This is a genomic window from Rhodococcus sp. HNM0563, assembly GCF_012726195.1.
Taxonomy (GTDB): Bacteria; Actinomycetota; Actinomycetes; order Mycobacteriales; family Mycobacteriaceae; genus Rhodococcus.
Map to the genome: position 1 here is coordinate 244,794 of NZ_JAASAF010000002.1, position 14,502 is coordinate 259,295.

At 67.2% G+C, this 14,502-nt stretch carries 8 protein-coding genes; 6 read left to right on the forward strand and 2 right to left on the reverse strand.

The features are described 5' to 3' along the window. Positions 1-134 precede the first annotated feature (134 nt). The 5 genes from HCA61_RS05035 (at position 135) to HCA61_RS05055 (ending at position 8,865) form a co-directional block, all read left to right on the forward strand. The gene (locus HCA61_RS05035; RefSeq protein WP_169687079.1) at positions 135-1,901 is read left to right on the forward strand and encodes an Hsp70 family protein; all 1,767 of its coding nucleotides are present in this window, start codon (positions 135-137) and stop codon (positions 1,899-1,901) included. A 10-nt stretch (positions 1,902-1,911) separates the two neighbouring features. Further along, positions 1,912-4,362 (forward strand): LuxR C-terminal-related transcriptional regulator, encoded by a 2,451-nt coding sequence (locus HCA61_RS05040; RefSeq protein ID WP_169687080.1) that lies wholly within the window; start codon positions 1,912-1,914, stop codon positions 4,360-4,362. Then, on the forward strand, positions 4,353-5,975 hold the full coding sequence (locus HCA61_RS05045) for a hypothetical protein (RefSeq protein WP_169687081.1): 1,623 nt from the start codon (positions 4,353-4,355) through the stop codon (positions 5,973-5,975). The genes HCA61_RS05040 and HCA61_RS05045 overlap by 10 nt, the downstream gene beginning before the upstream one ends. A gap of 132 nt (positions 5,976-6,107) precedes the next feature. Further along, positions 6,108-7,433 (forward strand): S1 family peptidase, encoded by a 1,326-nt coding sequence (locus HCA61_RS05050; protein WP_169687082.1) that lies wholly within the window; start codon positions 6,108-6,110, stop codon positions 7,431-7,433. Positions 7,434-7,569: 136 nt separating this feature from the next. Beyond that, positions 7,570-8,865 (forward strand): S1 family peptidase, encoded by a 1,296-nt coding sequence (locus HCA61_RS05055; protein WP_169687083.1) that lies wholly within the window; start codon positions 7,570-7,572, stop codon positions 8,863-8,865. A gap of 374 nt (positions 8,866-9,239) precedes the next feature. Here the strand turns inward: HCA61_RS05055 and HCA61_RS05060 are convergent, their stop codons facing one another. Then, on the reverse strand, positions 9,240-9,914 hold the full coding sequence (locus tag HCA61_RS05060) for an ammonium transporter (protein WP_169687084.1): 675 nt from the start codon (positions 9,912-9,914) through the stop codon (positions 9,240-9,242). 410 nt (positions 9,915-10,324) lie between these two features. On the opposite strand from HCA61_RS05060, the gene HCA61_RS05065 reads away from it, so the two are divergent. Next, positions 10,325-13,441 carry a (Fe-S)-binding protein gene (locus HCA61_RS05065; protein ID WP_169687085.1) on the forward strand — a complete coding sequence of 1,039 codons (3,117 nt, stop codon included), beginning with the start codon at positions 10,325-10,327 and terminating at the stop codon, positions 13,439-13,441. A 55-nt stretch (positions 13,442-13,496) separates the two neighbouring features. Here HCA61_RS05065 and HCA61_RS05070 read toward each other — a convergent pair whose 3' ends face one another. Beyond that, positions 13,497-14,468 (reverse strand): type IV toxin-antitoxin system AbiEi family antitoxin domain-containing protein, encoded by a 972-nt coding sequence (locus HCA61_RS05070; protein ID WP_169687086.1) that lies wholly within the window; start codon positions 14,466-14,468, stop codon positions 13,497-13,499. Positions 14,469-14,502 lie beyond the last annotated feature (34 nt).

A 14,502-nucleotide genomic window follows, 5' to 3' on the forward strand; every position in this document is an offset into this window, starting at 1 on the left:
GTTAGGGGATTCGCCCCCTTCCGGATGGGTGCCGCTAACAACACGGCCGCGGCGAACGACATAGGAGCCGAGATACGTGCAGGTTCCCTGCACCCACGTCGGAGGTGGCCTCCGCCCGGAGCAGGAGTATGCGCATGGCATCAGGACTCGGCGTCACGCTGGGGTCGGCGAACGCGGTGGCGCTCACCGTGCACGAGTCGGCCGGCCATCGGACACCGGCTGTGCTGGTCCGCGCGACGGAACTGCATCTGCCCACCGACGGCGCCCCGTATCTCGGTCACCTCACCGGCCCGGGGCCGCGGGCCCTGACCGGGTTCACGGCACGCGTCGGCGATCCCGTCGGAATCCTCACGGAAGACGGCGAGGCGTACCTGGGCGAAGACCTCACCGCGACCGCTGTCACGTGCCTCCTGCGCGACGCGGTGGATCCGGATGCGCCGACGCCGGCGACCACGCTGACGTACCCGGCCGCGTGGACGGAGCACTCGGTCGCTTCCTTGGAAGCCGCGCTCGACCGCGCGGGGGTGAGCGCAACCCTCGTCGCCGAGCCGGTTGCGGCCGTGCGGTGGCTCGACGGCGTGCGGGAGGCACTCGTCGATGACGATGTCACCGTCGTGTACGACCTTGGGGCTCGAACCCTCGACGTTGCGGTGCTCCGCGGTGGCAATGCTCCCGCGGTCCTGGGCCGGCCGGTGGTGAACGTCGAGGTCTCCGGCGACCAGCTCGATCACGCACTCACCACGCACGTACTCGACCAGGTACGCGACGCACTACCCGAAACCGACCTCCTCGCACCGGCGACGGTGGCCTCTCTGGCCGATCTGCGCCGGAACTGCCGCGCCGCGAAGGAAGCGCTCTCGTCCGACACCGAAACCACCGTCACGATCGACCTACCCGGCGTCCAGCAGAGCGTGCGGGTGGTACGCGACGAATTCGAGGAGCTCGCGCGCGGACCGCTGGAGGCCTCGATCGAGACGGTGCACGACGCCCTGCGTGCCGCCGGAATCGATGTCTCCGACGTGGGCCGGGTGTTGCTCACCGGCGGCGGAGCGTCGATACCCCTTGTTGCCGAATTGGTTTCGTCTCGATTCGGCCTTCCGGTCGTCGCATCCCCGCAGCCCACGTTCACTGCTGCGCACGGCGCAGCGCTCTTCGCTGCAGACGCGACCCCGGCCCCGATCCCGACACCTGCACCCATGACGAATGGCGATGCCGAGACCGTCGTGCTCGCCGCCGTGTCCGGGGTGCACCGTCCCGCCGTGTTCGATCCGGCGCCGAACGAACCGATACGCACCCGCGCCCGCAGGGCCACGATCATCGGCAGTGCCGCCGCCGCGATCGTCCTGCTCGCCGGCGGTGGCCTCGCCATCGGCACCCTCGGGACCAGCGGCGACAGTGGAACGAACAACACCGTGCGGGAAGCAGCGACGACCAGCACCACCGACACCCCCTCGTCCGGGTCGGCTCCGGCACTCGACCCGTCGTCCGGCGTCACCATCAGCGACCCCGGTCGATCCGCCACAGCGGTGCCTGCGGGGGCCACCAGCGCAGCCACGACCGCGAACGCTGTCGCCACACCGGATGCACCGCCCGCCGGCACACCCGCGACCGCCACGGACGGCGCACCGGCACCCGCACCGACCGACGCAGCACCGGTCCCCGTTCCCACCGCCGCTCCGGTGGTGCCGGCGGCACCCGCACCCCAACCTGCGCCGCAGCCCGCACCACAACCCGACGGCAGCGGCGTCGGTGACGCATTGCAAGGCGCCGGGGAAGGCACGGGCGCCGTCGTGGACGGTGTCGGTAGCGGAGTCGGCAAGGTCCTCGACGGCACGGGCAATGTGGTCGGCGGCGTTCTCGACGGCACCGGAAACGTCGTCGGTGGTCTCCTCGGAAACTGATCACACTTCGATGTCGTCTCTTCTCGGGCGTCCGCGCCCCGTTCCGCGCGCGGTCACGCGTGCGCTCGCAGCCGATCCGCCGCTGCTGTTACTGGTCGGCGGGACGGGGACCGGCAAGTCCGAGATACTCGCCGCCCTGCGTGACACCGATATTGCCGGATCCGCGCGGATCGTCGACGACGCCCACACACTGACCGCTGACGCCGTCGAAGACCTCACCCTTCTCGCGCAGAGCGGCACTCACGCGCTTCTCGTCGCGACCGAACCGCGGGCGCACCGCGTCGACCTGCGTGCCCTGGCTTCGGCGTTCAGTGCCCGTTCGGCACTTGTCGAGCTTCGACCGTGGACTCCTCGTGAAATCGCCGGTTGCGCTTCCGCGCTCGGCCAGGGCCAGTCGTCCGAGAGCATCCAGTCGGTGCACCGTCTCACCGGTGGCGTGCCCGACCTCGCCGAGGCAGCGTTGTCGGCGTTACTCTCCGGCGCCGATCCGCGGCAGGCGGTCGCGGCCCGGGTCCGTGAACGTGTCGCGGCCGACCGGGCACTCGCCTCAGCGCTCGCGCTCGCCGACCTCGGAATCGAACTCGACTCCACCGAACTCGCCGCCGTCCTCGCGGCCGACCCCGAGCAGGCACGCGACACCATCGACGCGGCACATGCCAGCGGCCTTCTGCTCGGGGACACTCTCCTTCCCGGCGCTGCCGGGGTACCCGCCGCCCTGCTGGGAGCTCACGCAGTACGCGCACTGGCGCGGGCCCTGCTTGCGGTACGCGCACGCGAAGGCACGCTCACCATCGATCTCGCCGTACGACTTGCCGCCACCGGCATCACCGAACCAGGCCTGTCCGAATATCTGGTCGCGCAATCGGATTCAGCAGACTCCACGGTGGCCGCAAAGCTGCTCGATATCGCGGTCGAGACCGGGGCGGACGCAGACACCCTCGCGACCCGGCGTGCCGAGGCCGCGATCGCCGCCGGCGATCTCGCGACCGTCGAACGACTGACCGACCGCATCCTCGACGACGCGGCGTCACGGCCCGTCGTCGACGTACGTAGCGCGGTCCGCATCGCCGCGACTGCCGCCGCGCAGCAGGGCATGCTCGGTCGCAGTGCAGATCTGTACGAATGGCTCGGCCCCGACCGGGCAGGCCCCGACGCGTCGATCGGCGCGGCAGTCCTCCTCGCGGCCGGGCGTCCCGACGCGGCCGCCCTGCTACGTTCCGCCGAGCCCGGTGCGCCCACATCGTCGGCAGCGGCCGCGCAATTGTTCGAGGCGGGGCTCCGGGAATCGGTGAACGGCGACGGACGGATCGCAATGAACCGTCTCACCCGCGCCCTCGCCACTCGGGGCGCTCAGCCCGGGCGCATGCAACCCGACAGTATCGAGGCAGTCACCGCGCTGTTGTGTCTGCACGCGGGCGAACTGTCCCATGCCCGGGCGGTCCTCGCCCACAACTCCACCGTGCGTCACCGGCTTCTCACAGCGTGGACGTCACTACTGGGAGGAGACCTGGCTGCCGCGGCGGCCGAAGTGGCAGCAGTGTCACCAGAGGTCGTACGCGCACGCGACCGACTGTTTCTGTACGGACTGCGCGTCGGACTCGCGCGCCGGACGGGCGACCTCGGCTCGTTGCTCACCGAATGGGCTGCTGCTCAGGAGGTCGTCGCCGGATACTCCGTCGACCTGTTCGGCCTGCTCCCACTCGGCGAGTTGTGGCTCGCCGGTGTGCGCGCCGGAGAGTCCGACCGGATCGCGCACCTGGTGACGCAGGCACACGATCTGCTCGCCGCACTCGGCGAGCCCCCACTGTGGGGCGCTGCTCTGCACTGGTACGGGGTCCAGGCCGCGATCACGGCCAACCACCCCGCCGATCTCGTCCCCCATGCACGCGCTCTTGCCGCCGCCGCCGAGTCCTCTTCCTATGCAGCAGCGCTCGCCCGCGCCGGACACGCATGGCTCACCGTGCTCCAGGGGGACGTCGACGCCACACGGATACGAGACGCCGCGCACGCGCTGGCCACGATCGGGCTGCCGTGGGACGGCGCACGGCTCGCGAGCGAAGGCGCGCTCCGGGCATCCGACACCTCGACAGCGACGGCGCTCCTGCAACTCGCGCGCACCGTCCGGCAAACCGCCGGTGCGACGCCGTCACCACCCGATTCTGCTCCCGACGAGGTCTCGGAAAAGGCCACATCGAGCGACCGGGCGGCCTGCGGACCGTTGTCGGACCGCGAGGCAGAGGTTGCCGACCTCGTAGTTTCGGGCCTCACCTACCGCGAAGTAGGGAATCGCCTGTACATTTCCGCGAAGACCGTGGAACATCATGTCGCCCGGATCCGTCGTCGCCTCGGCGCCGGAAGCCGCTCCGAGCTACTGTCCATGCTCCGCGCAATGGGCTACGGCGTCGACGTTCGACGACGTGACACGACCTACCAGAATGGGGGAACTTCGGCATGTCCGTAGGCGTAGGCCTGAGGGTCGGCACCACCGTGTCGTCGGTTGCCGTCACTTCCCCCTCCCCCGGACGGCCGGACCCGGACCCCATCGAGCGGCGCACCGCGGTGCATCTGCACTCCGACGGCACCGCCACGCTGGGCGAACACCATGTCGTCGATGGCAACACCAGCTCTTTCACCGACTTCGTCGATCGGCTGGGCCGCTCCAACGGGGTCCGTGCCAACGACGGCGCCCTGTCCCGTGCCGAAGACCTCGTCGCAACAGCAATGGAATGCCTCATCGCCGACGCCGGGACGATGATCGGCGATGCGAACTACACCGTCGTGGCCTCCCACCCCACCGACTGGCCGCCTTCGACCGTCGCGCTGCTCCGCAACGCCCTCGACTACGTGGGCCTGCGTCACGTGTCGCTGATCTCCGACGCCGAGGCCGCCGCCGCGTGGTTCGAGTCGCAGGTGGCACACCAGACGGGAAGGCTCGTTGCGAGCTACCACATAGACCCGCACGGTTCGACCGTCACGCTCGTCCGTTCCGGTGTCGTCGCGGGTAAGGCATTCCGCTTCGCCGAAGGCGATGCCCCGTCGGTCTCCGCACAGTTGTCGACGGCACTCGGAGCGTTCGGCTGGCTCGTGACCAATCTCGATGCGATCGTCGTGACCCTCGACGAAACGGTCGATACGAGCGCCGCGCAGATCGTCGCTCAGTCGATCAAGGCCGGTCTCGGCGTGCGCTGTGCGCTCGCACCCGACCCTCACCAGACCATGGTTCGCGGTGCGGCACTCGCGGCCGCCGCAGGGTCGGTGGATCTCCTCGGATCCACCCAAGTGCTTCCTGCCACTCGCCCGACCGGCCCGAAGCGCACCGACCTGGATCCCGAGACCACCGCGGTGATCGCCAAGATCACGCCCACAACTCCCCCCGTTGCCACACCCGCAGACGCAGGCAAAAGCGCCGGCGTCGCGAACGCGGCGTCGACCGCCAAGGTGACTCCCGGCAAGTCCACCGATGCGGCAGGTCCGGACGCCGACATCGATGATCCCGAGAAGAAATCGAAGTTCGGGGTCTGGGCCGCGGCCGCAGCAGTCGCCTTGATAGTCGGCATCGGCGTCCTCGTCTTCACGCTGCGCGACACGTCCACCGCAAACGCGAACCCTCCGACCTCGACCGTGCCGAGCGCAATCGTCCCGACGGGTACACCGCTCCTGCCGCGATCGACGCCGACGACCCCCACGCCCTCGGCGACCACCGAAACCTCGACGACCGCGGAGATCGAAGAGGCGGAGTACACGGCGCCCGGGTATGTGGCCACGAACGTCCCGCAGACGGTGGCAGAGACCTCGCCCACCGAGTCGTCGACGACCACGGAGAAGAACACCTCGACCACCACTGCGCCGACCAGCAGCAGTACGAGATGGTCGCGGCGAAACCCGCCGGACGAGCCGAGCAGCGGGTCGGGGGGAGGCTCCGGTGGTAGCACCAGTGCGCCGTTGCAACCCTCCCCGGAGCCGACGACGTCCACCGAGCCTTCCCCGGACCCGACCGAGACGGTCGACCCGACCGAGACGACGGCAGCGCCCTCCGAAGAGGCCACGACTACCACAGCGTCCCCTCAGATATAGCCGAATCGGACCTTCGACCCTTTCAAGATCAATACCCGGTGCCGTACGCTGTCCCGGGGCCGTTCGGACCCAACGGCGAAGTTCACAAAACAGCAGTTCACGTACAAGATCGACCAACTACGAAGGGCCTCCATGCGTCACTCGTCGGCGTCGCGCGCCGCAGTCCGTACCACCATCCGTCGTGCCGCAACGGTTGCGGCGTCAGCGGTGCTGCTGATCGGACCGCTGACCGCAACCGCGAACGCCGCTCCCGCGGACCAGACGCCCGAACTTCCGGCGGAACTCGTCGAGGCCCTGCAGCGCGACCTCGGGCTCACACCTGAGCAGTACCTCGAGCGCGCAGCCCGCGCCCAGGAGCTGAACACCTACGCGCGCGACTTCCGCGCCGAACGGCCCTCCGACTTCGCAGGCGCATGGATGAATGCAGACGGCAACCCCGTCGTCGCCGTGACCAACCGCGACGCAGCGCGCCAGGCCGAGCAGGACGGCTACCACGCCACGGTCGCACCCATCTCGGCCGACGGCCTCGAGCGAGCCCTCGAAGAACTCAACCGGTGGGTCGCTGCACTGCCGCGTGAGGTCTCGTCTCAGGTCAACAACACGTCGATCGATGTCCTGAACAACCAGATCGTCGTCGACATCGTCAACTCCCCGCTCGGCCGAGCCCTCAACCTGCCCTCGCTCATCGCGAACATCCAGGTGCAGCTGTCGCCCGGAATGCCGCCCAACGATCCGGCTCCGCTCGGCGGCGACACCTACGTCACCGCCGATGGCGACGTGCGCGACACACCGCTCGAGCGCATCGGCATCTGCTCGTTCGGGTTCAACGGTGTCGACGCGAACGGCGATGCCGTCAACATCACTGCAGGTCACTGCGACGCGGTGGCCCGCGAAGACGGCGGGTCCACGGTGTACTTGCCCAATCGCGGCAACATCGACGAAAGCGTTCGGATCGGTTCGTTCACGGATTCGACTGCAGGCACCGACAGCAACCTCGACTACGGGATCATCTCGCTCAACGAGGCGGGTGTCGATGCAGGTCTCGACCGCCCGACGGTGCGTGGTGGAAATGGTTCGACGCTGACGGTCACCGGAACCGCGCGTCCCGTGGTGGGCGCTCCCGTGTGCAAGTCCGGGCAGTCGTCGTCGTTCACGTGCGGCGTGGTTGCCGCCGATCACGTCGAGACCCAGCTCATGTACGCCAACGGCACCGCCAGCACTATCCGCGGCTTCGCGACCACCGCATGCACCCTGTCGGGCGACAGCGGCGGCGCGATCGTCACAGGCACCCTGGCGCTCGGCGTGATCTCGGGATCGAACAGTGCGGGCGCCCCCGACTGCGTGGAGGCCAACCTCGTGCTCGCCACCACGGGTGGGACATCGAGCCTCGGGATTGCGGTCGGCAACATCACGGACGCCACCGGAACCCGAGTGCGCACAGCATCCGCACCCGAATAATCACACAAGTCACATGCGACACACTGGCAACCGGCGATCCGCGCCGGTTGCCGCCATCAGCCCATAGAATCGTGTCGCCGATCCGCTCCGATCGGCCTCTCCACGTCACGCGTGGAGGTCACTGAGAAAGGTATCCATGCGACGCTCCTTCGCACGTCGGGCAGCCGTCCTCGGCTCGGCTGCTGCACTGCTCATCGGACCTGCGGCGCTGGTAGCCCAGGCCGACCCGGCTCCCGCCCAGACCGCGGATCTGCCCGCCGAACTCGTCGAAGCGTTGGATCGAGATCTTCAGATCAGCCCTGAGCGATTCCTGCAGGACGCCGCGCGCAGCCAGGACCTCGCACGGTTCGCAGAGACGGCACGGGAGCAGTTCGCGGCCGTGTTCGCCGGTGTGTGGCTCGACGACCACGGCACGCCCACCGTCGGGCTCGCAGACGGCGAACAGTTCGACGAGGCGCGCACCTCTGCCGAGGACGCCGGGTTCGCCGTGCAGCGCACCGAAGACAGCGAAAACGCCCTCAACGACGAACTGAAGGCCCTCAACGACTGGCTCGAAACGCAGCCGCCGGCCATCGCCGATGTGGTTCGCGGTGTTGCCATCGACGTCATCAACAACGACGTCATCGTGCGCGCCGAGAACGTCGCCGGACTGGAACTGCCGGAGTTCCTGTCGGGAGTGCGGGTGCTGTTCGCTCCGGCCGAACTCACCCCGCAGCCTGCCGCAGACCTGCATCCCGTGGCAGGCACGGCCGCACCCGACGCGCTGCTCGGCGGTGACGCATACGCGTCGCTCGGACAGGGAACGGGTCTGCGGTGCTCGCTCGGCTTCAACGCTGAGGACCGTCGCGGTCCCGTCAACATCACCGCCGGACACTGCGACCCGAACCGTGCCCAGGCAGGCACCCAGTGGGCGTCCGATGTGTACCAGCTGAACGGTGAGGCGCTCGGTCAGCACCTCGGCAAGTTCGAGAAGACAAGCCTGGACCACAGCGACTACGCGATCATCCGCCCGACCGGCGAGGCCGAAGGCCGGTTCGAGAACAACGGCGTCCGCGTGCCCGGTGCGGCTCCCCTGCCGATCACCGGCACCGCCGACCCGATCGTCGGCACACCCGTCTGCAAGTCCGGTCTGCGTACCGGCTACAGCTGCGGTCTCGTGACCGCCACCAGCCAGAACGTCGAGATCGGTCATCGCGTCCTGCAGAACGGCTTCTCGACCAACCTGTGCGCACTCCAGGGCGACAGTGGCGGCACACTCGTCACCGGCACCCTTGCCATGGGCATCTCGAGCGCCTCGAACGTCGGCCAGTACGGCATGTGCGAGATCGCAACCATCGTCAGTGGCCTGCTCGGTGAAACCCCCGAACTGTTCGCGACGCCGATCAACTCGATCCTCGCGGAGAACCCGGGCCTGACGATCCGCACCAGCTAGTCCTCGCGTCCAGCACACGGTGCCCGTCTTCCACACGGAAGGCGGGCACCGATGTTTTCTGACGCCGCTTCTCCGCCTGCACATCCACTCGGTCGGGTTGGGATGCGGGTAGCGGAGTGTCGACGCGGCACCAAGATCGAACCGGGATACGCTCCTGAAATCTCGTTCGGCCGCAAAACGAACGATGGGGGGGGATGTCCCCGCATCGGCGGCGAATTACAGGGAGGACGTGTAGATGTTCGGATCGGTTACGGGGAGCGCCGATGTGTTGGCGAGTGCCATCAACCTCTTGATTCAGCTGCTGTGGTGAGCTGACGTCGAACCGCAAACGGCCCCGCCATCCGATAGATGACGGGGCCGTTCGTCGACGTAAGTCAGTTTGCGTACTGCGTGGTTCCCGGAGGCGCCATAAGCGTCTGAACCAGGCCGATCCCCGCAACGATCAGCGTCGGACCGCCTGCAGCGATGGTGCCAAGCACCCCGCCGACGCCAGCACCCGGAACGCACCCGACTGCCAGGAGCGGGATGGTTGCGACCGAACCCACAATGCAACCGATGATCGTGCCGGTCAGGCCGCCAACAGCAGTCGCAATACCGAGCTGCGACGCGAAGTTCTGCTGAGCCTTGAGGTTCTCATCCGGCGAAGCAACGTCGGTCACCTTGAGAGCGACCGGCGTGATGCCCTGAGCAACCTTGTCCTCGGGGGCAACCGGGGTCGCCTGCGACAGATCGGTGACCGGGGTCAGAGTGAGGGTTTTGCCGTCCTCGCTGATCTCACGCTCGAAGGGCAGCTGGATGTCGCCGAGCTGAACCGCGAGGGGCAGGCTGACGACGGTGTTGCCAGCGTTGTCCTGCAGTTCGACGCTCTGGCCGTCGCCCGAGACCTGGAATGCGCCCGCGTCGATGACGGTGACGACAGACTGGCCATCGACATGCGACTCGTAGTTGATCTCATCCTGGGCCGCCGGGGCCGCGTAGGAGGTTCCGGCCGTGATTCCCATAGCGGCGATTGTCATCGTCGCTACGGCGGCAAGCTTCCTGAGCTTCATGTGTTTCCGTTCTGTGACATGGCGCACGCCCCGAGGACGCCCCCAATTTTCCCTGTAAGCGTGAGACTTTCGAACCCCCGACGTTCGCTCTTTTTGTCCGAAAGTCACGTCCGGATCGAAATCATAACCGACGCCCGAACAATTTGTTATCCCAGTAACGCCTGATAGATGCCGAATCGTGCCCTGAAGCGTTCCCGCGCCTTATATCGAGCGTGCCGCGGTAAGGGCAGCCTGGCTCGTTTTGACGAATTACCCGTCTATACGGTGACTGCCGCACAGGCTCTCAGCACCGCAACGCCTAGTTACTCACAAGTAGACTCGCTCTAGTTACCAGCGGGTAACTTAGCGTGCGTTACGATGCGGAGGCTTATACCAGGCGGGCTGTCCGCCCCCGACACGAAAGGCCACGTATGAATGCCCTGACGATCACGTTGGGCACGATCGGCGTGCTGCTCAGCCTCGTGTGCTGGTACTCCTTCATCGGCGGCGCATGGAAGATGGTCAGCGCGATACGGATCGGCCAACCGGCCCCGGATCGCTGGCGCCCCTTCTTCCCGCGCTTCAAGCAGATGGTCGTCGAGTTCCTCGCGCACACGAGAATGAACAAGTTCCGGACCGTCGGCTGGGCTCACTGGCTCGTCATGGTCGGCTTCCTCCTCGGCGCCATCGTCTGGTTCGAGGCATACGGCCAGACGTTCAACCCCGAGTTCCACTGGCCTCTCATCGGTGGCACCGCGGTCTACCACTTCGTCGACGAGATCCTCGGCCTCGGCACGGTGATCGGCATCGTCGTGCTGATCATCATTCGCCAGCTGAATCACCCTCGTCAGCCCGGACGTCTGTCGCGCTTCACCGGCTCCGATTTCAAGGCCGCTTACTTCGTCGAGGCAGTCGTCCTCATCGAGGGCCTCGGCATGATCTTCGTGAAGGCCGGGAAGATCGCCACCTACGGCGGCGGCCACATGTCGACCGACTTCTTCACGATGAATCTCGCGAAGCTTCTGCCTGCAAGCCCCGAGATGGTGTCGGTCTTCGCGTTCATCAAGTTGATGTCCGGCATGATCTGGCTCTACGTGGTCGGCCGCAACATCACGTGGGGTGTCGCATGGCACCGCTTCGCTGCGTTCTTCAACATCTATTTCAAGCGTGAGGACGACGGCGGAGTCGCCCTCGGTGCCGCGAAGCCCATGATGAGCAAGGGCAAGGCCCTCACCATGGAGAACGTCGACCCCGACACCGACACGCTCGGTGCCGGACGCATCGAGGACTTCTCGTGGAAGGGCTGGCTGGACTTCAGCACCTGCACCGAGTGCGGCCGCTGCCAGTCGCAGTGCCCCGCCTGGAACACCGGTAAGCCGCTGTCGCCGAAGCTGCTCATCATGTCGCTGCGCGACCACGGCAACGCCAAGGCCCCCTACCTGCTGGCCGGTGGCCGCACGGACATGGGCGGCGACGAGGTCGGCCTCGTCGACAGCGAAGGCAACGTCAAGGAAGCCGCACTCGCCAAGATCCCCGAAGCGGCACGTGCCGAAGCGGGCCGCAAGCTCGTCGGCGAATCGGCCGAACTCGTCGAGGCCGGCGAACTCGCCCCCGTCATCGACACCGAGACGTTGTGGAGCTGCACCAACTGTGGCGCGTGCGTCGAGCAGTGCCCCGTCGATATCGAGCACGTCGACCACATCATCGATATGCGTCGCTACCAGGTGCTCATCGAATCGGACTTCCCGTCCGAGCTCGCAGGTCTGTTCAAGAACCTCGAGAACAAGGGCAACCCCTGGGGTCAGAATTCTAAGGACCGTCTCAACTGGATCAACGAGATGGACTTCGAGATCCCGGTGTTCGGCAAGGACGCCGAGAGCTTCGACGGCTACGAATACCTCTTCTGGGTCGGCTGCGCCGGCGCCTACGAGGATCGCGCCAAGAAGACGACGAAGGCCGTCGCCGAACTGCTCGCCACCGCAGGAACCAAGTTCATGGTCCTCGGCGCCGAGGAAACCTGCACGGGCGACTCGGCTCGCCGCGCGGGTAACGAGTTCCTGTTCCAGCAGCTGGCGCAGCAGAACATCGAGGTCCTCGACGGCGTGTTCGAGGGTGTCGAGCAGAGCAAGCGCAAGATCGTCGTGACCTGCGCTCACTGCTTCAACGCGCTGAACAACGAGTACCCCGAGGTCGGTGGCAACTACGAGGTCGTCCACCACACCCAGCTACTCAACCGCCTGGTGCGGGCGAAGAAACTGGTCCAGGTCGCGCCTGTCAGCGAGGACGTCACTTACCACGACCCGTGCTTCCTCGGTCGTCACAACAAGGTGTACAACGCTCCGCGTGAGCTCATGGCGGCGTCGGGTGCAAAGCTCGTCGAGATGCCTCGCCACGGTGAGCGGTCGATGTGCTGTGGCGCCGGCGGTGCCCGCATGTGGATGGAAGAGCGGATCGGTAAGCGCATCAACGTCGACCGTGTCGACGAAGCACTGAGCACCGACCCCAAGAAGATCGCAACCGGCTGCCCGTTCTGCCGCGTGATGCTCACGGACGGTGTCACCGCGCGTCAGGAAGAGGGCAAGGGCGAGGGTGTCGAGGTCGTCGACGTCGCGCAGCTGATGCTCGAGTCGATCTCACGCGTCGAGGCGGACAAGCTCACGGAGAACCTGAAGGTGATCCAGCAGCCGAAGACCCCGGTCGAGGCCGAGGCCGTCGCCGAAGCCGTCGAGGAAGAGCGCGTCGAAGAAGTCGTGGAAGCTGCGGCGACCCCCGCGGCACCCAAGACGACGGGCGCGCCGAAGGCCGGCGGACTGCAGATGAAGGGCGGACTCAAGGGCCCCGGCGCCAAGAAGGCCGCGGCGCCTGCCGAGGCCGCTGAGGCACCGAAGGCCAAGCCCGGCGGCTTGCAAATGAAGGGCGGACTCAAGGGACCGGGCGCCAAGAAGGCAGCGGCACCTGCTGCTCCTGCTTCCGAGTCTGCGTCGACCGAAGCTCCGGCCGTCCCGAAGGCCAAGCCCGGCGGACTGCAAATGAAGGGCGGGCTCAAGGGACCGGGCGCCAAGAAGGCAGCTGCACCGGCCGCGGCCGCTCCGGAAGCTGCTGCACCCGCAGCCGAGTCGGCACTCCCGACCGCCAAGCCCGGTGGTCTGCAGCTCAAGAGCGGACTCAAGGGCCCCGGCGCCAGTAAGGCAGCTGCTCCCGCAGCAGCGTCTGCACCCGAGGCTGCTCCTGAAGCTGCGGCCTCGGAGGCTCCTGCCGAAGCACCGAAGGAGACCGCGATCCCGAAGGCGAAGCCCGGTGGATTGCAGCTCAAGAGCGGACTCAAGGGCCCCGGCCCGAAGAAGGCCGCACCGGCAGCACCGGCGACGGAGTCGGCTCCTGCTCCGGAGTCGGCTCCTGCTCCGGAGGCCGCGTCTGCTCCGGAGGCTGTGCCCGAGCCGTCCGCCGAGCCCGAGGCGAAGCCCGCGTCGGAGGCACCGGCTCCGCCGAAGGCCAAGCCCGGCGGACTGCAGATCAAGGGTGGCCCCAAGCCTCCCGGCCGTAAGTAAGCAGCCCTAGTACAAAGCAAGCAGCCCTGGTGGTCATCCACCAGGGCTGCTTGCTTTACTTTTGCCCTGCTAGCTTCCGGGTCTCGAACGTCCCCATCGGACCGCTCCCTCTCCCAGCCAGTGCGATCCCCTCGCGGATTCGGGTGACGAGTGCGTCCGGTGTCTGCAAATCTGCCCACGTCCACCGCACGACGACCCATCCCGAATGCCGCAGCCGATCCTCGCGCAACTTCTCCTGGAAGACGACGTCCTCTGCATCCCTGGTGGCGACACCGTCACGCCGGTACTTGATCCGCCCGTCGAACTCACCGATCACTCCATGCTCAGGAAGGAGGAAGTCGACACGAGCCAACCAACGACCATTCGCATCGAACACATCCGGCTGTTCTTCCGGGATGGGCAACTGCGCACCGATCATCAGGACTCGGCTGCGGGATTCGCCGACGCTATCGCTGCGGTCGCTCATGAAACGGACAGCTCGCGCCGCCTTCGCACGACCCGGATGCCGGCCCATGCGCTCGATGGCCCGATTCAGCTCGTCGAGCGTGGTGACGCCGATCCTCAGCGCCCGGTCCCCCACCACGACAGCCTGCTCGAACGACAGAGTCGAAGAAAGGTCGGTGATCGTCCGTTCGACGGAAAGCACACGCACGCCGACCCTCGACGTCACTTCATCCTCGGTGAACTTCGACGAATGCAACACGCACCCGGGTCCCCGGCGACTTCCACCGGAGCGATTGCGAGTCGCGTGGACGGCATCGAGCGGAATCTGCCACGTCTCCAGTCCGTGCATCACGGCCGCCGACACGTGGCTCAGAGCGGTGCCTTCTCTGAAGTTCTCCATCGCCGCCGTCGCGCGGTAGAAATGCCGGTCTCGCTCGTCTGCGTCTGCGTAGATGCCGGACGGGATATACACACCCGAGCCCAACCGAGTCCATGCTCCTGTTCGCACCAGTCGCCGGACTTCCGAGTCGGTGACACCGCGCGCACGCGCCTCACATCGTCGAATGATCTTGTCGTCCCCCACACGATGCAGCGTCGTCTACCGGTTCGCCCGGCAC

Bases quoted from the DNA above. Each gene is read 5' to 3' on its own strand.
- HCA61_RS05065 (WP_169687085.1), top strand. From the start codon at position 10,325: ATGAATGCCCTGACGATCACGTTGGGCACGATCGGCGTGCTGCTCAGC.
- HCA61_RS05045 (WP_169687081.1), top strand. From the start codon at position 4,353: ATGTCCGTAGGCGTAGGCCTGAGGGTCGGCACCACCGTGTCGTCGGTT.
- HCA61_RS05040 (WP_169687080.1), top strand. From the start codon at position 1,912: ATGTCGTCTCTTCTCGGGCGTCCGCGCCCCGTTCCGCGCGCGGTCACG.
- HCA61_RS05055 (WP_169687083.1), top strand. From the start codon at position 7,570: ATGCGACGCTCCTTCGCACGTCGGGCAGCCGTCCTCGGCTCGGCTGCT.
- HCA61_RS05035 (WP_169687079.1), top strand. From the start codon at position 135: ATGGCATCAGGACTCGGCGTCACGCTGGGGTCGGCGAACGCGGTGGCG.
- HCA61_RS05060 (WP_169687084.1), bottom strand. From the start codon at position 9,914: ATGAAGCTCAGGAAGCTTGCCGCCGTAGCGACGATGACAATCGCCGCT.
- HCA61_RS05050 (WP_169687082.1), top strand. From the start codon at position 6,108: ATGCGTCACTCGTCGGCGTCGCGCGCCGCAGTCCGTACCACCATCCGT.